This window comes from Neorhizobium sp. AL 9.2.2 (assembly GCF_013317225.1).
Taxonomy (GTDB): Bacteria; Pseudomonadota; Alphaproteobacteria; order Rhizobiales; family Rhizobiaceae; genus Neorhizobium; species Neorhizobium soli.
Genome location: NZ_JAALXU010000007.1, coordinates 279,783 through 296,352, shown reverse-complemented (window position 1 = coordinate 296,352; position 16,570 = coordinate 279,783). Strand labels below are relative to the sequence as shown.

Below are 16,570 nucleotides of genomic sequence, written 5' to 3'. Positions count from 1 at the left end.
ATCCTGATGGTCACTGGCCCATCTTGTAGTCGAGGAACCACTTTTTGTTCAGGGCATCCAGCGTGCCGTCGGCTTTCAGCGCGGCGATCGCGGCGTTGACGGGCGCTGCGAGATCCGATCCCTTCTTGAAGATGAAGCCGAAATCTTCGGCTCCGAGCGGGCCGCCGATCACCTTCAACCCGCCGTTCGACGCGTCGACATAGCCTTTGGCCGCGACGCTGTCGGTCAGCACGAGATCGACGTCGCCGCCTTTCAACGCCTGCACGGTTGCGCCAAAGGTCTCGAACAGCTTGATGCGCGGGTTCTGCTCGTTGCCGTCGAGGATGCTGTAGACCGACGTGTAGAACGGCGATGTGCCCGGCTGGGCGCCGATCAGCGCGCCGTCCACGGCCGCAAAGGCCTTTTCGTCCGCAAAGCGGGTCTCGTCGCCGCGCACCAGCATGAACTGTTCGGAGCGCAGGTAGGGATCGGAGAAATCGACCTGCGCCTTGCGTTCATCCTTGATGGTGATCCCGGTCATGCCGATGTCGTACTGGCCATCGGACACGGCCTGGATCATCGCGTCCCAGCTGACATTCTGGTACTCGACCTTGAAGTTTAGCCGCTTGGCGATCTCGTTCATCGCATCATACTCCCAGCCGATCGCCTTGCCCGTCTTCGGATCGACGAACTGCAGGGGTGGGTAGGCGTTTTCGGTAACCACGACAACAGACCGGCCCTTCAGGTCCGGCAGGTTTTGCGCGAAGGCGCAGACCGGGGCCAGGCTTGCAACTGCGAGGGCGGCAATGACAAAACGTCTTTTCAGCATGGGGCGATCCTCAAGAGAAATATCTCAGCCAAATCTCACCAATTTCTGCGGGAAGACAAGCACAACCATTCCTTCAGACGAAGATCGCTGGGTTTGGCTTTGCAGACGCAACTGCATGGGATCGATATCAATGCCCGAGGGCAATCGCAGGCAATAAAAAAGGCGGCCAACCGGCCGCCTTTTCTCATCCCATGAAGGGAAATCTTATTCAGCAGATGCTGCTTCTGCAGCCTTTGCTTCTTCCGCAGCCTTCGCTTCAGCGGCTTCTGCTGCTGCCTTGTCGGCGGCGAGAGCCTGTGCTGCTGCGATCTTTTCAGCTTCGATGCGTGCCTTTTCTTCGACAACTGCAGCGCGCTCGGCTTCGTTCAGCTTGCGTGCACGCGTGCCGGTGTTCTCGACGATACGAGCCGACTTGCCGCGACGATCGCGCAGGTAGTACAGCTTGGCGCGACGGACGCGACCGCGGCGAACGATTTCGACGCCTTCGACGAGCGGCGAGTAGACCGGGAATACGCGCTCGACGCCTTCGCCGTAGGAGATCTTGCGAACGGTGAAGCTTTCGTTGATGCCACCGCCGGAACGGGCGATGCAAACGCCTTCATAGGCCTGTACGCGGGTACGGGTGCCTTCCGTCACGCGGACGTTGACGCGGACGGTGTCGCCCGGGGAAAATTCTGGAAGCGAGCGCTTGGCTTCGATCTTGGCGACCTGTTCGGCCTCAAGCTGCTGGATGATGTTCATGTGTCAAACCTCAGGTTTTTCTGAAACAGCCAGAGCGCTCTTAGGATCCGTTGGTCAAAGCCTCTGGATCTGCCTTGCGGCAGAGCGTTTCGCCATTCTTTGTTGCTGGCAGACGGGACAGTTTTCCCATTTCCGTTCGCGCCATTACACGAAAGGCATGCGCTTGTCATCGGGCATGCCGCAATTTTGTGGCGATCGGTGGCGTTTTCGCCGCTTGCTGCCTCTCTATAGCAGGTCTAAAGGCTGACCGAAAAGAATTCGGGAGGATTCATGTCGATCACCATGGTGGTGCTGTTGGCCGCTGCCGGCTTTTTCTCGGGCGCCGCCAACGCGATTGCCGGCGGCGGGACGTTTCTCGTCTTCGGCGCCTTGACGCTTGCCGGCGTGCCGCCGATCTTGGCCAATGCAACATCGTCGATCGTGCAGTTTCCGGGCTATGTCACCTCGACGCTTGCCTATCGCCGCGAGATTGCCAGCCACTGGCGAAGTGCTTTGGCGCTCGCAATCGTCTCCGTCATCGGCTCGATTTTGGGAGCGCTGATCCTGCTGGCGCTCGACAATGACGCGTTTCGCCAGGTCGTGCCGTGGCTCCTGGGCGCCGCGACCGCCGTGTTTGCGGCAGGCCCATGGCTTAAGCCGAAAGCCTCGTCCGAGCGCCCTGCCAACTCGCCGCTTTCGGTCATCGGTCAGTTCCTGACATCGATCTATGGTGGGTTCTTCGGGGCCGGAATGGGGATCATGATGCTGGCGGTGCTGGGTATGACGACCGGCGGCAGCTATCACCATCTCAACGCGCTGAAGAACATGCTGGCGGCGCTGATTGCCGGCGTCGCGATCGTCGTGTTCGTCGGCGGCGGTGTGATCGCCTGGCCGGAAACGATCATCATGATGCCGGCGGGCGCGCTCGGCGGCTATTGCGGCGTGTGGCTTGCGCGGCGGGTCCCGCAGGCGGTGCTGCGCTGGTGCGTGGTGGCGGTCGGTGCCGGCCTGACTGTCTACTGTTTCGTGACTGGCTAGTTCTCGTTCAGCAGGTCCGGGCGGCGTTCGCGGGTGAGCCGCAGCGACTGTTCCAGCCGCCATTTCTCGATCGCGGCATGGTTGCCGGAGGTCAGGATAGCGGGTATTTCCCGGTCTTCGAAAACCTGCGGGCGGGTATAGTGCGGGTGTTCGAGCAGGCCGTGCTCGAAGCTTTCGTGGGTGCCGGAAAGGGCATTGCCCATCACGCCCGGCAGAATGCGCACAACGCTGTCGAGCAGCGTCAGGGCTGCCGGCTCGCCGCCCGAAAGGATATAGTCGCCGATCGACACTTCCTCGAGCTGGCGTGCATCGATCACCCTCTGGTCGACGCCTTCGAAACGACCGCAGACAATGACCACGCCCTCGCCATCGCCAAGCTCGCGGACCCGCTTCTGGGTGAGCGGCTTTCCGCGCGGGCTCATCAGCAGGCGGGGACGGCTGTCGTCTGCGAGGGAATCGATCGCCTTTGAGAGAATATCCGCCCGCAGCACCATGCCGGCGCCGCCGCCGGCCGGCGTGTCGTCCACGGTACGGTGCTTGTCCTCGGCGAAATCGCGGATCTGCATCGCTTCCAGCGACCACTGCCCGCGTTCCATCGCCTTGCCGGAAAGCGAGAAGCCGAGATGGCCGGGAAACATTTCCGGATAGAGGGTCAGCACCGTGGCGCGAAACGGCATCGCGGTCACTTGTCCTTGCGAGGGAAATTCGAGTTCGCGCCGTCTTCGTCGGGGTTTTCGATGAGACCTGCTGCGTCCGGATCGATCAGGATCTTGCCGCCTTCGAGATCGATCTCCAGAACGGCTGCCTCGGTAAACGGAATAAGCGACGGACGGCGGCCGGGGCCTTTCAGCTCCAGAAGGTCGCCGGCGCCGAAATCGAACACGGCGCTGACCGTGCCAAAGCTCTTGCCGTCCTTGTCGACCGCTTCCAGGCCCTCGAGGTCGGCGTAATAGAATTCGTCGTCGTCCAGTTCCTCGTCCGGCAGGTTGTCACGGTCGACGAACAGCTCGATGCCGTTCAGCGCTTCTGCATCCTCGCGGCTGTTGATGCCGCGGAAGCGCACGATGACGACGGTTTTCGCCTCGCGGATATCGAGGATCTCGAACACCCGGCCGTCCGCGGTGTAGAGATTGCCGTAGTCGCCGAGCGCCGTCGGGTCCTCGGTAAAGGATTTCACCCGCACCTCGCCCCGCAGGCCCTGGGCAGCGCCGATCGTTGCCATCAGAACTGGGTTTTCGAGCTTGGTCATGCGGGAAGGCTCCGGTTTCTTCGCGCCCATTTAAGCGCAACACAGTGAAATGAAAACAGTCTCGGCGGAATGAAAACAGCAAAACGGGCGGTGCGTTGCCGCACCACCCGTCGAAGCAAAAGAAGCAGATCTTATTCCGCGGCAGCAGCTGCCTTGGCGTCTTCGATCTTCTTTGCGCGCTCGGCAGTGCGTTCCTGAGCCTTCTTGCCCGGCTTCGCCTTTTCCGGGTTGCTCTTGGCATCGCGCTGGCCAACGCCGGCTTCTGCCAGGAAGCGCAGAACGCGGTCGGTCGGCTGTGCGCCGTTGTCGAGCCAATGCTGAACGCGCTCTACGTTGACTTCAACGCGCTTTGCGTCGTCCTTGGCAAGCATCGGGTTCCACGAACCGACCTTTTCCAGGAAGCGGCCGTCACGCGGCGAACGGGCGTCAGCGACGACGATCGTGTAGTAAGGACGCTTCTTCGAGCCACCACGGGCAAGACGGATCTTCAAGGGCATTGTATTCACTCCTAGGTTTGTCTGGGCCGCCGTCCCGGCGGGCCGTGTCGTTATTGGTTTAAGCTGTTTCCTTACCGCCGTGTTCGGCGGCGATGGCTTCATGATGCCGGATGACTTCCTTGATGACGAAGTTCAGGAACTTCTCGGCGAAATCCGGGTCCAGATGAGCGTCGTCCGCCAGACGGCGAAGGCGTTCGATCTGGTATTCCTCGCGCGCCGGGTCTGCCGGCGGCAAATCGTATTGGGCTTTGAGGACGCCCACTTCCTTGGTGCAGCGAAAGCGTTCCGCCAGCATATGCACCAGTGCCGCATCGATATTGTCGATCGACTGGCGGTAGCTTGAAAGCTTTGCCTTGATCTCAGGGTCAACCATCGCGTCCTCCCCTCACTTCTTCTTGCCAGGCAGGCCGGGAAGACCCGGGAAGCCGCCAAGGCCGGGGAGCTTTCCTCCACCGAGACCCGGCATTCCGCCACCGAGACCCGGCATGGAGCCAGGCTTCATGCCGGCAGCTTCGGCCTGCTTCTGCAGGGCTTCCAGCTGCTTGGGATCGAGCTTGGGAAGATCGGGCATGCCGCCCATTCCACCCATTCCGCCGCCCATACCACCAAGACCCATCTTGCCGGCAAGGCCGCCCATCATCTGCTTCATCATGCCGCCCTTGCCCTTGCCGCCCATCATTTTCATCATGTCGGCCATCTGGCGGTGCATTTTCAGCAGCTTGTTGATTTCGGACGCGTCCGTGCCGGAGCCGGCTGCGATGCGCTTCTTGCGGGAGTGCTTCAGCATATCCGGGTTCGAGCGTTCGGCCTTCGTCATCGAGCCGATGATGGCGATCTGGCGGTCGAACATCTTGTCGCTCATGCCGGATGCGGCAAGCTTGTCCTTCATGCCGGCCATGCCGGGCATCATTCCCATGATGCCGCCCATGCCGCCGAGCGACTTCATCTGGCGCAGCTGGTCGGCGAGATCGTTCAGGTCGAACTTGCCCGACTGCATCTTCTTGGCCATCGCCGCTGCTTTTTCAGCGTCGATGTTTTCGGCTGCCTTTTCGACCAGGCTGACGATGTCGCCCATGCCGAGAATACGGTCGGCGATGCGGCGGGGATGGAACTCTTCGAGTTCGTTCATCCGTTCGCCGACACCGATCAGCTTGATCGGCTTGCCGGTGACGGCACGCATCGAAAGTGCTGCACCGCCGCGGCCATCGCCATCCATGCGGGTCAGAACGAGGCCGGTAATGCCGACGCGTTCGTCGAAATTGCGGGCCAGATTGACGGCGTCCTGGCCGGTCAGTGAGTCGGCGACCAGCAGGATTTCATGCGGGTTGGACTTCCGCTTGATTTCCGCCATTTCGGCCATCAGCGGTTCGTCGATATGCGTGCGGCCGGCGGTGTCGAGGATGACGACGTCGTGGCCACCGAGCTTGGCCGCCTGGACGGCGCGCGCGGCGATATCGGTCGGCGACTGGCCGGCAATGATCGGCAGCGTATCGACGCCGGTCTGGACGCCGAGCTGGCGCAACTGTTCCTGGGCTGCCGGACGTCGCGTATCGAGCGACGCCATCAGCACCTTTTTCTTTTCGCGGTCGGTCAACCGCTTGGCGATCTTGCCTGATGTCGTGGTTTTACCCGAACCCTGCAGACCGACCATCATGATGACAACAGGGGCCGCGGCATGCAGGCTGATGCCGACGCCTTCGGTCCCGAGCATTTCGACCAGTTCGTCATGGACGATCTTGACGACCATCTGGCCGGGCTTGATCGATTTCAGAACCTCGGCGCCGACGGCCTTTTCGCGAACCTTGTCGGTAAAGGCGCGCACCACTTCCAGCGCCACGTCGGCTTCCAGAAGCGCACGGCGAACCTCGCGCAGGGCGGCGGATACATCCGCTTCGCTCAATGCGCCACGGCCGGTCAGTCCATTCAGAATGGAGCCAAGACGGTCCTGGAGGTTTTCGAACATCGTGTATTCCTTCTTCGTTTCCGGGTGCCCAAAAACGTCGGTTCTTTCGCCGGCAAATACAAGGCACCAAGGAGTACGCAAAGCCAAAGAGCACCCGAGGGCGCCACGCGCTGTCGGGTGTTGACCTCCGGGTTTCCGAATAGTTCGGCTCCCGGTCGGCGGCTCCAAGTTCTCGGACTTGTCAGCAGATTGCCGGGCTTAAACAGGAAATGGGGTTGGAAGTCAAGGCGCGCCGGGGTTTTGCCGCGGGCGAGGGCGTCCGCTGACGAGATGCCGGAGATCTGATGTTGCCGCAAGCTTCCGCCCGTGCACGAATTGCCGTATTCTATAGGGGATATATGCGAACCTAGATAGAGGTGGCCTTGATGGCGCAGCTCTTGCAAACCCTGGTGATCGAACAGACCTCATGAAACGTCGCAATTTTCTCAAATGGTCCGGGATCGGCGCAGTGGTGGCCCTTGCCGGCGGGTTGACCGCACGAGGTGCCATGGCAGCCAACAGCTATTATTCCGGGCCGGTGTCCGATCACTTCGACGGAACGCATTTCTTCAATCCCGGCGGAGAGGAGCCGCGCGGAACTCTCGATCTGCTGCGCTGGAAGTTCGGCAACGGCAATATTCCCTGGCCGGACACGTTTGCCAGCCCGTTTCCGCAGGCCGTGCCGGAGACGCGCGTGACCGGCAATCGTCTTGTCGTCACCATGGTCGGCCATGCGTCGCTGCTGATCCAGGTTGCCGGCGTCAATATTCTGACCGATCCGGTCTGGTCGGAGCGCGCCAGTCCGGTCTCCTTCGCCGGGCCCAAGCGGGTCAATCCACCGGGCATCCGCATCGGTGATCTGCCGCCGATTGATATCGTGCTCGTTACCCACAATCACTACGACCACATGGATCTCGAAACGCTTTGGGTGCTTGAGGGACGCGACAAGCCGCATTTCATCACCCCGCTCGGCAATGATGCGATCATCCGCTCGAAGGTTCCGGATGCGAAGATCACGGTCATGGACTGGGGCGGCAGCGAGACAGTCGCGCCCGGCGTCGTGTTTCACTGCGAGCCCTGCCATCACTGGTCGGCGCGGGGTCTCGGCGACAGGCGCAAGGCATTGTGGGCGGCCTTCGTGTTTGAAACGCCGGCCGGCAAGGTCTATCATGTGGGCGATACCGGATTTCACGAGGGCGTCAACTATCGCGCCGCGGGCAGTAAGCATGGTCCTTTCCGCTTGGCGAACCTGCCGTTCGGCGCCTATGAGCCGCGCTGGTTCATGAAGGCGCAGCACCAGGATCCGCAGGAAGCCGTCGAAGGGATGCAGCTTTGTGGAGCCTCGTTCGTTGCCGGGCATCACTGGGGCACGGTCAAGCTGACCGACGAGGGCATCGACCAGCCGGTGGAGGCGCTGTTTGCGGCGCTCGACAGTCGTGGTATTGCGCGTGAACGATTCCGGCCGATGCGGGCAGGTGAGGTTTTCGACGTTCCGGCGTGACGGAGCTTGACGAGCCGCTCCACAGTTTGCTTGATGCGGAAACATGAGTATTTGGGGCAAGATATGCAGATCGAACTGGGCCGCCTGACGGACGCTACTCGCATCCAGCGCCTCAAGGCGCAGACAGCGGGTACGCATGATACGCTCGACAAGCGGATCATGCGGGCGGAGCCATTCGCCAATCGCGAGCGCTATGCCTTGTTTCTCGACGTCCAGCATCGGTTTCACGCCGATGTCGCGCCGCTTTACGCGGCCGCCGAACTCAACCGGCTGCTGCCCGGCCTTGCCGAGCGTTGCCGGCTGGAAGCGCTTCGCCACGACATCGCGGATCTCGGCGGCGTGCCGGAACAGCTGGGATCGACGACCGGCCCCCTGAACCCTGCGACCGCGCTCGGCTGGCTCTACGTCGCCGAGGGCTCCAATCTCGGGGCAGCCTTCCTGCGCAAGGAAGCGGCCAAGCTCGGGTTGTCCGACGATTTCGGTGCGCGGCATCTGGCCGGCCACACGGACGGCCGCGGCCTGCACTGGCGCAACTTCGTTTCGGCCTATAACGAGCTTCTGCTGACCGAGGCAGAGGAACTCGAGGCAGCAGAAGGCGCCAGGGCGGCGTTCCGCCGGGTGCATGCGCTGGTCGACCAGATCTTCGGATGACACGATCGGAGAATGGCGCTCGCCGCACAAGTTGCGCGCGCTACTGGCAATTCGTGGCGATTTCCGCCATATACGGCCGATGACCGGTAATTTACCGCACGGGTTGGCAATCATGGCAGAACAGGTCGAATTTGCGCGCATGAACGGGCTTGGCAACAAGATCCTGGTCATCGACATGCGCGGTCGCGCCGACAAGGTCACGCCGGAAGCAGCCGTTGCGCTCAACGCTGATGCTGCGACCCAGTTCGACCAGATCATGGCGATCCACGATCCGAAGATAGCGGGTACCGATGCGTTTATCGACATCCTGAACTGCGACGGCAGCAAGGCCCAGGCCTGCGGCAACGGCACGCGCTGCGTCGTGCAGGCCTTGAGCTCCGAGACTGGCCGCAAGGTTTTCACCTTCCAGACGGTCGCCGGCATTCTCAATGCGCGTGAGCACGAGGATGGCACGATCTCGGTCGATATGGGCAAGCCGGCCTTTGCCTGGAACAAGATCCCGCTGTCTGAAGAATTCTACGATACCAGCCGGATCGAGCTGCAGATCGGCCCGATCGATGCGCCGATCCTGCATTCGCCGTCTGCGATGGCGATCGGCAATCCGCATGCGATCTTCTGGGTTGATCGCGACCCGATGGACTTCGATCTGGAACGGTTCGGACCGCTTCTCGAAAACCATCCGATCTTTCCGGAAAAGGCGAATATCACCCTGGCGCAGGTGACATCGGAAACGTCGCTGCGCACCCGCACATGGGAACGCGGCGCGGGGCTGACGCTTGCCTGCGGCTCCGCCGCCTGCGCCGCGGGTGTTTCGGCTGCCCGCACCGGCCGCACCGGTCGCACGGTTACCATCGACGTTGCCTCAGCGCCCACCCGGCAGCCGCTCGTCATCGAGTGGCGGGCCGACGATCACGTGGTGATGACCGGCCCTGCGGAATGGGAATGGTCCGGCAAGGTCGATCCGGTCACCGGTGAATTTTCGCGTGACGAGGAAGTCGGGCAGGGCGCTTACCAAGGGGCGAAGGTCCATTGAGTGGCGTCGAGGTCATCACCTTTGGCTGTCGGCTGAACACCTACGAATCGGAAGTGATGCGGGCGGAGGCCGAAAAGGCCGGGCTCAACAATGCCGTGCTGGTGAATACCTGTGCTGTGACCTCGGAAGCGGTGCGCCAAGCCCGCCAGACGATCCGCCGCGTGCGTCGTGACAATCCCCATGCCCGGATCGTCGTCACGGGATGCGCCGCCCAGACCGAGAAGCAGACATTTGCCGAGATGCCCGAAGTGGACATGGTGCTCGGCAACGAGGAAAAGCTGAACAGCCGATCCTACCGCGCGCTTCCGGATTTCGGCGTGTCGTCGGAAGAAAAGCTGCGCGTCAACGATATCATGAGCATCAAGGCGACCGCGCCGCAGATGATCCGCCATATCGATGGTCATGTGCGCGCCTTCATCCAGGTCCAGAACGGTTGCGACCATCGCTGCACCTTCTGCATCATTCCCTACGGTCGCGGCAATTCGCGTTCGGTGCCGATGGGTGGGGTCGTCGAACAGGCCCGCAGGCTTGTCGAAAGCGGGTATCGCGAGATCGTTCTGACCGGCGTCGATGCCACCAGCTACGGCGGCGACCTTCCCGGCCAGCCGACGCTCGGGCTTCTTGCGAAGACGCTTCTGAAGCAGGTGCCTGACATCCTGCGGCTGCGGTTGTCGTCGATCGACAGTATCGAGGCGGATAATCACCTCTGGGATCTGATCGCCGACGAGCCGCGCTTCATGCCGCATCTGCATCTGTCGCTGCAGCATGGCGACGATATGATCCTCAAGCGGATGAAGCGCCGCCACAGCCGCGCCGAAGCTTTCGCCTTCGTGGAACAGGCCCGGCGGCTGCGGCCCGAGATCGCGTTCGGTGCCGACATGATCGCCGGGTTTCCGACCGAGACGGAAGAGATGTTTGAAAATTCGGCGACGCTTGCGCAGGACGCCGGCATTTCCTTTCTGCATGTTTTCCCCTATAGCCCGCGTCCCGGAACGCCGGCTGCGCGGATGCCGCAGCTCGACCGGGCACTGGTCAAGGAGCGCGCAGCACGGCTTCGCGCAACGGGTGAGGCGTTGCATAAAGCCCATCTCGACCGCATGGTGGGGACCGAACAGATCGTCATCGTCGAAAACAACGGCCTGGCGCATACCGAAAACTTTTCGCTGGTCGCCGTGCCGGGGCTGGTTCCCCGGAACGTCCAGCGCATTATGATAACTGGCCATAACGGCAAACATCTCGACATGCGGGTCATGGCCGCTCCCGCCACAGAGCGGGCGGCCTGACCGGAACGGATTTCTTATGGCACTGAGTTTCATCAAACGCGTCTTCACCTTCGGCGACGTCCCCCCCGAACAGCAGGTCGAAGATCGCGCTCCGGCACCGATCACCGAAGCGGATTCCGTTCAGGCGGAGCTTGAACCCAAGACACGCGCGGAAGACCTGCCCGTTGCCGCTGTCGATCCGGTGGCCGCGATCGAGATGGAGACTGCCGGCGGACCGGTGTCAGATGCGCCGGCCGACATGGCTGACGTCGACGCGCCGGTTTCAGAGACCGCCATTGAGGACGACGCTGCCATTCTCCCGGGTGTCGAGGAAACCTCCGAACTCGGTATCGTGCCGCTGTCGCTGCTCGAAGCCGAAGCGGCGGCAGATGTTGATTCCGCCCCGCTGCCGGCGCCCGTTCTTCCCAAGGGCTTTTCCACCGCCAGCGCGGAACCGGAAACGGTCACCATTGTGCCGCCTGCCAAACTCACCTGGTTCCAGCGTCTGCGCGAAGGTCTGTCGCGGACTTCGTCGCAGCTGACTGGCCAGATCGCGGCGCTGTTTACCAAGCGCAAGCTGGACGACCAGACGCTCGAGGATCTCGAGGATCTGTTGATCCAGGCCGATCTCGGCGTCGAGACCGCGATGCGCATCACCGGCACGCTGTCTTCCGAACGCTACGGCAAGGACGTGACCGGCGAGGATGTGTCGCGCATCATGTCGGCCGAAATCACCAAGGTGCTGACGCCGGTCGCCAAGCCGTTGCAGCTCGATCTCAGCCACAAGCCGCATGTCATTCTCGTCGTCGGCGTCAACGGCACCGGCAAGACGACGACGATCGGCAAGCTGGCGGCGAAACTTTCGGGCTCGGGGCTGAAGGTGATGCTGGCCGCCGGCGATACGTTCCGTGCAGCTGCCATCGAACAGCTGAAGATCTGGGCCGACCGCACGGGATCGCAGTTCATCGGCACCAAGCTTGGCGCCGATGCGGCAGGCCTTGCCTATGACGCTTTCGAGCAGGCGCGTGCCAACAAGTCGGATGTGCTGATCATCGACACGGCCGGCCGGTTGCAGAACAAGACCGAGCTGATGGCGGAACTCGAAAAGATCGTTCGCGTGCTGAACAAGCTCGATCCGGACGCGCCGCATACGGTGCTGCAGACGCTCGATGCGACGACGGGCCAGAATGCGATGAACCAGGTCGAGATCTTCCGCAATATCGCCGGCGTCAGCGGTCTGATCATGACCAAGCTCGACGGCACTGCGCGTGGCGGTATCCTTGTCGCGATCGCCGCCAAGCACAAGCTGCCCGTCTATTTCGTCGGCGTCGGCGAAGGGGTCGACGATCTCGAGCCTTTCGAGGCCAAGGATTTCGCCGAAGCGATTGCCGGGCTGGCGCCCGCGCCGCATTGATGGCACACAGAAACGAATTTGATCCAGGCAATTACTGGCTTTGAAGTTGGACCCCATGCAGACGATTGAAAGCGACACCACGCCGACCAAGGACGAGAAGAAGCATCCGGGCCTGAAAATGGCGCTGGAACTGGGGCCGCTCCTGGTTTTCTTCTTCGGCAACCTGCGCGGCGAATGGCTGGTGCAGAAATTCCCGGCGCTTTCGGCTGTTGGGGGCCCGCTTCTGGTGGCAACCGCGCTGTTCATGGTTGCCACGGTGATCTCGCTGGTGATCTCCAAGATCGTCTTCAAGCACCTTCCGGTCATGCCCTTTGTCTCGGGCGTGGTCGTCATGGTGTTCGGATCGCTGTCGATCTGGCTGCAGGACGAGACCTTCATCAAGATGAAGCCGACCATCGTCAACACGCTGTTCGGCGTGGTGCTGCTCGGCGGGCTTTTCTTCGGCAAGTCGCTGCTCGGCTATGTCTTCAATGCCGCCTTCAGCCTGAATGAAGAGGGCTGGAGAAAGCTCACCCTGCGCTGGGGGATCTTCTTCCTGTTTCTCGCCGTGCTCAACGAAGTGGTCTGGCGCAATTTCTCCGACGAGGCCTGGGTCAACTTCAAGGTCTGGGGCACGATGCCGATCACCATCCTGTTCACCCTTTCGCAGATGCCGCTGATCATGCGCCACTCCGTCGAAGAGCCGAAATCAGGTTCCGAGGTGTGACTGCCGGGGTGCTGCCCTCAAGCGGTTCATCCGGACGACGCTGGCTTCTCGCAGCACTGGTCCTGTTTGTGGCGCAGATCGCCATTCTCTACGCGATGGGCCGCATTCCGATCTGCGAATGCGGCTACATCAAACTGTTTGAGCCTGATGTGAATTCGTCAGGCAATTCCCAGCATCTGGGGGACTGGTATGTGCCGTCCCACATCATCCACGGTTTTCTGTTCTACGGGCTCGGCTGGCTGATCCTGCGCCGAGCGTCGGTGCCGGCCCGGCTCTCGCTTGCCGTCCTCCTCGAGGCCGCGTGGGAGATCGCCGAAAATTCTCCCGTTATCATCGATCGCTACCGGACCGCGACGATGGCGCTCGGCTATTCAGGCGACAGCATCATCAACTCGGCGATGGATACGGTGTTCATGGCGCTCGGCTTCGTAGTTGCCGCACGCGCGCCCGTCTGGCTCACGGTGTGCATCGCCGTGTTCTTCGAGCTCTTCACCGGCTGGCTGATCCGCGACAACCTCGTCCTCAACGTGCTGATGCTGGTCTGGCCCGTGGATGCCATCAAGGTCTGGCAAAACGCGGTTTAGGCGTTGAGCGAGGTTCAGAATCAGCAAGTGCCAGCTCAGCCTTTACCTGCGGCCGCTTTTTCGATTGCCGGTAGCAGATCCTGGGTGACGCTGCGGGTGTCGAAGGGGCCGACCTTCTTGTAGAGGATCGTGCCGTCGGGGCCGACGAGATAGCTTTCCGGAATGCCGTAGACGCCCCAGTCGATCGCGGACTTGCCGTTCGGATCGATGCCGATCGCCTTGTAGGGGTTTCCGAGTTCGCCGAGGAAGCGCAGCGCGTTGTCGTTGCGGTCCTTGTAGTTGATGCCGACAATGGTGAGCCTGTTGTCTTCAGCCAGTTGCTTCAGGATCGGATGTTCCTGCCGGCAGGGGACGCACCAGGAGGCGAAAACATTGACCAGCGTCAGCTTGCCGGCAATGGCTGATGAGGTCAGCGCCGCGGTCTGCGAGCCTTCGAGAGGCGGCAGCACCAGAGATGGCGCCTTCTTGCCGATCAGGGCTGACGGAATGGTGGAGATGTCGCGTCCGTTGACATCCTGGTCGTATAGCATCTTGCCGGCGATTGCGGCAAAGCCTGCAAAGGCAAGGAGCGGGATGAGCGCGAAGGCGTAACGGGCTAGACCGCGGCGTTTCGGCTGGATGTCCTGCGAGGACGAGGGTTCGGCGCTCATGCCTTGCCGCCTTCCGGCGCCTTGGCCGGCGCCGTTGCCGAGCGGCGGCGGATGCCGGCGGCCTCGAGCTGCGCAAGTTCCCTTCGGCGGGCGCGGCCATCGAGCCAGACCCAGGCGATCAGACAGAGCGAGATGAGGCCGGCAATTCCATAGGACATGGCGATATAGAATGTGTGGCTCATGTCAGGTGCTCTTCTCGATCGTCAGGCCTGGCTTGTCGCCTGCCATTCTTGCTGCCATCCGGCGCTGCGCGGACACGCGGCGACGCCAGATCTCGTTGCGCATGGCAGCGATGTGCAGGGTGAAGAACAGCATCGTGAAGGCAAGTGCCATGACAAGCAGCGGCCGCAGGAACGACGCGTCGATGCTCGATCCGCCCATGCGAATGACGCTTGCCGGCTGATGCAGCGTGTTCCACCAATCCACCGAGAACTTGATGATCGGAATGTTGACGAAGCCGACCAGGATGAGGATGGCGCAAAGGCGTGCGGCCTTGCCGGGATCGTCCATGGCGCGGTTGAGCGCGATCAGGCCGAGATACATCAGGAACAGCACGAAGACGGAGGTGAGCCGCGCATCCCAGACCCACCACGTTCCCCACATCGGCTTTCCCCAGAGCGAGCCGGTGGCAAGAGCGATCAGCGTAAAAGCGGCGCCGAGCGGGGCGGCGGTCTTGTGGGCAACGTCTGCCAGCGGATGGCGCCAGACCAGCGTGCCGATCGCCGAAAGCGCCATCACCGTGTAGCACATCATCGACAGCCATGCCGCGGGCACGTGCACATACATGATGCGAACCGTCAGCCCCTGCTGATAGTCGCCTTCGCCGCCAAAGCTCAGATAGAGGCCTGCTGCAAATAGAATCGCGGTCACCGCCGACAGCCAGGGCAGGACGCGCGACGCCAGGCCGAGAAACCGGGTCGGGTTGGCGAGATCGCTGAATTTGGTGATGGCAAGGCTTTCGGACATCAGGGCTTTTCTACTTCAAGACGAGAAGAGGTTCCACTTAATCAATCGTCGGCGTTTCTCAAAGCGAGTGCCGCGCCAAGGGGCCCGAGCACCGCAAAAAACATCGTGATTGCCACCAGTATCAGAAAAGGTGGCAGGAATGGAGCGGGATCCTCCACCGCCGCATAGGAGGCGCTGACCCCGAAGATCAGCACCGGTACGGCAAGCGGCAGGACGAGGATCGAGACAAGCAGCCCGCCGCGCGGCAGGGTCACCGCAACAGCTGCGCCGACGGCACCGATAAAGGTGAGCGCCGGCGTGCCGACCAGAAGCGTCAGCATGGTGGCGCCGATCGCCACTTCGTCCATGTTCATGAACAGGCCAAGCAGCGGCGAGGCGATGACCAGCGGCAGGCCGTTGCCGATCCAGTGGGCCAGGCATTTGACGAGCACGGTCAGGACCAGCGGATGCTCCTGCATCAGCATCACGTCCAGCGATCCATCCTCGCGGTCGGTCTGGAACATCCGGTCGAGCCCGAGCAGGGCGGAGAGGAGCGCCCCGATCCAGACGATCGCCGGACCGATTCGCGCCAGGAGATTGAGATCGGGACCGACGCCGAAGGGAATGACGGCGACAACCGTGATGAAGAACAGGACGCCGATCAACGCGCCACCGCCGGCACGGACGGAAAGCTTCAGGTCGCGCAGAAGGAGAGCGGTCATCACCAGACCTCCTCCGCAAAACCGGCAAAGCCTGCCATCTTCAGTTCCTGTGCTTTTTTCAGTCCGAGCGACTGGTGCGTTGCGGCGATCAGCATGCCGCCATTTCGCAGATGTGATTCGATGAGCCCGGTGAACACACGTTCGGCACTGACATCGAGGGCTGCGGTCGGTTCGTCGAGGATCCAGACCGGCCGGAAGGAGACGAGAAGCTTGGCAAATGCCATGCGGCGCTGCTGGCCGGCGGAAAGATATCCGAACGGCAGATGGGTGATGTCGGAAAGCCCGACCGCATCGGCCGCATCGTCGACCGAGAGACAGTTGCCGTGCGGGGACTGGCCGAGAAACTGCTGCCAGAATGTCAGGTTCTCATGCACCGAAAGCTCGGTTTTCATGGCATTGCGGTGGCCGAGGTAGTGACAGGCTTCGGCTGCCCGCGTGCCCTTGTCGGCCGTGTCCGCCTGCCAGATGACGGTGCCGCTTTCGGGGCGCAGGAGGCCTGCCACGACGCGCAGGAGCGTGGATTTGCCCGATCCGTTTTTCCCCGTCAGAACAAGGCTTTCGCCGCCAGACAATGCGAAGGACACGCCCTGGAAGATCAGATCTTCGCCGCGCCGGGCACTCAGATTTTCGGCAATCAGCCGCATATGGTCTATGCCTTTTCGGGCCGGATTAAGCCTTCGATCACATCGCTGCCAAAAAATGTTTGGCGACCTGCGTCAAAGTGTCTGGAACGCTTCTTAGAAATTATCTATAAGCATCGCAACACGCCAGCGGCCGGCGTGATTTTCATCTAGCGCCGAACTTGAGGATCATCAAAAGTCCTTTCGTGCGGACAGCGGAAATGGTCG

General features: G+C 61.9%; 20 protein-coding genes. 8 read left to right on the top strand and 12 right to left on the bottom strand.

Translation table 11 applies throughout. The features are described 5' to 3' along the window. Positions 1-10: 10 nt before the first annotated feature. Together G6K99_RS16360 and rplS are read right to left on the bottom strand one after the other, a co-directional pair. Entirely contained in the window at positions 11-808 is a 798-nt protein-coding gene (locus G6K99_RS16360; RefSeq protein WP_174197168.1) for a transporter substrate-binding domain-containing protein, read from the bottom strand. Positions 809-1,012: 204 nt separating this feature from the next. Beyond that, entirely contained in the window at positions 1,013-1,549 is a 537-nt protein-coding gene (rplS, locus tag G6K99_RS16355) for a 50S ribosomal protein L19 (RefSeq protein WP_062462300.1), read from the bottom strand. A 270-nt stretch (positions 1,550-1,819) separates the two neighbouring features. On the opposite strand from rplS, the gene G6K99_RS16350 reads away from it, so the two are divergent. Beyond that, positions 1,820-2,566, top strand: coding sequence for a sulfite exporter TauE/SafE family protein (locus tag G6K99_RS16350; RefSeq protein WP_174197167.1), 747 nt, complete (start codon positions 1,820-1,822; stop codon positions 2,564-2,566). On the opposite strand, the gene trmD is transcribed toward G6K99_RS16350, so the two are convergent. The 5 genes from trmD to ffh all read right to left on the bottom strand — a co-directional run bounded on the left by trmD (position 2,563) and on the right by ffh (position 6,275). Further along, a complete protein-coding gene (gene trmD / locus G6K99_RS16345) occupies positions 2,563-3,243 on the bottom strand; it encodes a tRNA (guanosine(37)-N1)-methyltransferase TrmD (RefSeq protein ID WP_174197166.1) in 681 nt (226 codons plus the stop codon). The two genes, G6K99_RS16350 and trmD, sit on opposite strands and share 4 nt — an antisense overlap. A gap of 5 nt (positions 3,244-3,248) precedes the next feature. Beyond that, the gene (rimM, locus tag G6K99_RS16340) at positions 3,249-3,815 is read right to left on the bottom strand and encodes a ribosome maturation factor RimM (protein WP_174197165.1); all 567 of its coding nucleotides are present in this window, start codon (positions 3,813-3,815) and stop codon (positions 3,249-3,251) included. A 131-nt stretch (positions 3,816-3,946) separates the two neighbouring features. Then, complete coding sequence (gene rpsP, locus G6K99_RS16335; protein WP_062462306.1) at positions 3,947-4,312, bottom strand: 30S ribosomal protein S16; 366 nt, start codon at positions 4,310-4,312, stop codon at positions 3,947-3,949. 58 nt (positions 4,313-4,370) lie between these two features. Continuing rightward, positions 4,371-4,685 carry a chorismate mutase gene (locus G6K99_RS16330; protein ID WP_062462309.1) on the bottom strand — a complete coding sequence of 105 codons (315 nt, stop codon included), beginning with the start codon at positions 4,683-4,685 and terminating at the stop codon, positions 4,371-4,373. Between the two features lie 12 nt (positions 4,686-4,697). Beyond that, entirely contained in the window at positions 4,698-6,275 is a 1,578-nt protein-coding gene (gene ffh / locus G6K99_RS16325; protein WP_174197164.1) for a signal recognition particle protein, read from the bottom strand. 406 nt (positions 6,276-6,681) lie between these two features. Between ffh and G6K99_RS16320 the strand changes: the two genes are divergently transcribed. The 7 genes from G6K99_RS16320 to G6K99_RS16290 all read left to right on the top strand — a co-directional run bounded on the left by G6K99_RS16320 (position 6,682) and on the right by G6K99_RS16290 (position 13,405). Then, a complete protein-coding gene (locus G6K99_RS16320) occupies positions 6,682-7,755 on the top strand; it encodes an MBL fold metallo-hydrolase (RefSeq protein WP_062462318.1) in 1,074 nt (357 codons plus the stop codon). A gap of 63 nt (positions 7,756-7,818) precedes the next feature. Then, on the top strand, positions 7,819-8,406 hold the full coding sequence (locus G6K99_RS16315) for a biliverdin-producing heme oxygenase (RefSeq protein ID WP_062581614.1): 588 nt from the start codon (positions 7,819-7,821) through the stop codon (positions 8,404-8,406). 112 nt (positions 8,407-8,518) lie between these two features. Next, positions 8,519-9,439: a diaminopimelate epimerase gene (gene dapF / locus G6K99_RS16310; RefSeq protein ID WP_174197163.1), complete on the top strand. Its 921-nt coding sequence runs from the start codon at positions 8,519-8,521 to the stop codon at positions 9,437-9,439. Continuing rightward, positions 9,436-10,722 carry a tRNA (N(6)-L-threonylcarbamoyladenosine(37)-C(2))-methylthiotransferase MtaB gene (mtaB, locus tag G6K99_RS16305; RefSeq protein ID WP_174197162.1) on the top strand — a complete coding sequence of 429 codons (1,287 nt, stop codon included), beginning with the start codon at positions 9,436-9,438 and terminating at the stop codon, positions 10,720-10,722. The genes dapF and mtaB overlap by 4 nt, the downstream gene beginning before the upstream one ends. Positions 10,723-10,738: 16 nt before the next feature. Beyond that, a complete protein-coding gene (ftsY, locus tag G6K99_RS16300) occupies positions 10,739-12,115 on the top strand; it encodes a signal recognition particle-docking protein FtsY (protein ID WP_174197161.1) in 1,377 nt (458 codons plus the stop codon). A 55-nt stretch (positions 12,116-12,170) separates the two neighbouring features. Further along, positions 12,171-12,821, top strand: a complete 651-nt coding sequence (locus G6K99_RS16295; protein ID WP_174197160.1) for a septation protein A — start codon at positions 12,171-12,173, stop codon at positions 12,819-12,821. 8 nt (positions 12,822-12,829) lie between these two features. Continuing rightward, a complete protein-coding gene (locus G6K99_RS16290; protein ID WP_371816221.1) occupies positions 12,830-13,405 on the top strand; it encodes a DUF2585 domain-containing protein in 576 nt (191 codons plus the stop codon). 35 nt (positions 13,406-13,440) lie between these two features. Here G6K99_RS16290 and G6K99_RS16285 read toward each other — a convergent pair whose 3' ends face one another. From G6K99_RS16285 to ccmA, 5 genes are read right to left on the bottom strand one after another with little or no spacing between them, the layout of a single operon-like run. After that, positions 13,441-14,055: a DsbE family thiol:disulfide interchange protein gene (locus tag G6K99_RS16285; RefSeq protein ID WP_174197158.1), complete on the bottom strand. Its 615-nt coding sequence runs from the start codon at positions 14,053-14,055 to the stop codon at positions 13,441-13,443. Next, positions 14,052-14,237: a heme exporter protein CcmD gene (ccmD, locus tag G6K99_RS16280; protein ID WP_174197157.1), complete on the bottom strand. Its 186-nt coding sequence runs from the start codon at positions 14,235-14,237 to the stop codon at positions 14,052-14,054. The genes G6K99_RS16285 and ccmD overlap by 4 nt, the downstream gene beginning before the upstream one ends. Before the next feature lies 1 nt (position 14,238). Then, on the bottom strand, positions 14,239-15,021 hold the full coding sequence (locus tag G6K99_RS16275) for a heme ABC transporter permease (RefSeq protein WP_371816210.1): 783 nt from the start codon (positions 15,019-15,021) through the stop codon (positions 14,239-14,241). 41 nt (positions 15,022-15,062) lie between these two features. Continuing rightward, positions 15,063-15,722, bottom strand: coding sequence for a heme exporter protein CcmB (ccmB, locus tag G6K99_RS16270; protein ID WP_062581626.1), 660 nt, complete (start codon positions 15,720-15,722; stop codon positions 15,063-15,065). Beyond that, a complete protein-coding gene (gene ccmA / locus G6K99_RS16265; RefSeq protein WP_174197156.1) occupies positions 15,722-16,366 on the bottom strand; it encodes a heme ABC exporter ATP-binding protein CcmA in 645 nt (214 codons plus the stop codon). The genes ccmB and ccmA overlap by 1 nt, the downstream gene beginning before the upstream one ends. Between the last annotated feature and the right edge of the window lie 204 nt (positions 16,367-16,570).

Excerpts from the sequence above, each read along its gene's own strand:
- rpsP (WP_062462306.1), bottom strand. The coding sequence starts at position 4,312 with ATGCCCTTGAAGATCCGTCTTGCCCGTGGTGGCTCGAAGAAGCGTCCT.
- ccmB (WP_062581626.1), bottom strand. The coding sequence starts at position 15,722 with ATGACCGCTCTCCTTCTGCGCGACCTGAAGCTTTCCGTCCGTGCCGGC.
- G6K99_RS16330 (WP_062462309.1), bottom strand. The coding sequence starts at position 4,685 with ATGGTTGACCCTGAGATCAAGGCAAAGCTTTCAAGCTACCGCCAGTCG.
- G6K99_RS16275 (WP_371816210.1), bottom strand. The coding sequence starts at position 15,021 with ATGTCCGAAAGCCTTGCCATCACCAAATTCAGCGATCTCGCCAACCCG.
- dapF (WP_174197163.1), top strand. The coding sequence starts at position 8,519 with ATGGCAGAACAGGTCGAATTTGCGCGCATGAACGGGCTTGGCAACAAG.
- G6K99_RS16360 (WP_174197168.1), bottom strand. The coding sequence starts at position 808 with ATGCTGAAAAGACGTTTTGTCATTGCCGCCCTCGCAGTTGCAAGCCTG.
- ffh (WP_174197164.1), bottom strand. The coding sequence starts at position 6,275 with ATGTTCGAAAACCTCCAGGACCGTCTTGGCTCCATTCTGAATGGACTG.
- G6K99_RS16350 (WP_174197167.1), top strand. The coding sequence starts at position 1,820 with ATGTCGATCACCATGGTGGTGCTGTTGGCCGCTGCCGGCTTTTTCTCG.
- G6K99_RS16285 (WP_174197158.1), bottom strand. The coding sequence starts at position 14,055 with ATGAGCGCCGAACCCTCGTCCTCGCAGGACATCCAGCCGAAACGCCGC.
- trmD (WP_174197166.1), bottom strand. The coding sequence starts at position 3,243 with ATGCCGTTTCGCGCCACGGTGCTGACCCTCTATCCGGAAATGTTTCCC.
- rplS (WP_062462300.1), bottom strand. The coding sequence starts at position 1,549 with ATGAACATCATCCAGCAGCTTGAGGCCGAACAGGTCGCCAAGATCGAA.
- G6K99_RS16315 (WP_062581614.1), top strand. The coding sequence starts at position 7,819 with ATGCAGATCGAACTGGGCCGCCTGACGGACGCTACTCGCATCCAGCGC.
- ccmA (WP_174197156.1), bottom strand. The coding sequence starts at position 16,366 with ATGCGGCTGATTGCCGAAAATCTGAGTGCCCGGCGCGGCGAAGATCTG.
- G6K99_RS16320 (WP_062462318.1), top strand. The coding sequence starts at position 6,682 with ATGAAACGTCGCAATTTTCTCAAATGGTCCGGGATCGGCGCAGTGGTG.
- ccmD (WP_174197157.1), bottom strand. The coding sequence starts at position 14,237 with ATGAGCCACACATTCTATATCGCCATGTCCTATGGAATTGCCGGCCTC.
- G6K99_RS16295 (WP_174197160.1), top strand. The coding sequence starts at position 12,171 with ATGCAGACGATTGAAAGCGACACCACGCCGACCAAGGACGAGAAGAAG.
- ftsY (WP_174197161.1), top strand. The coding sequence starts at position 10,739 with ATGGCACTGAGTTTCATCAAACGCGTCTTCACCTTCGGCGACGTCCCC.
- rimM (WP_174197165.1), bottom strand. The coding sequence starts at position 3,815 with ATGACCAAGCTCGAAAACCCAGTTCTGATGGCAACGATCGGCGCTGCC.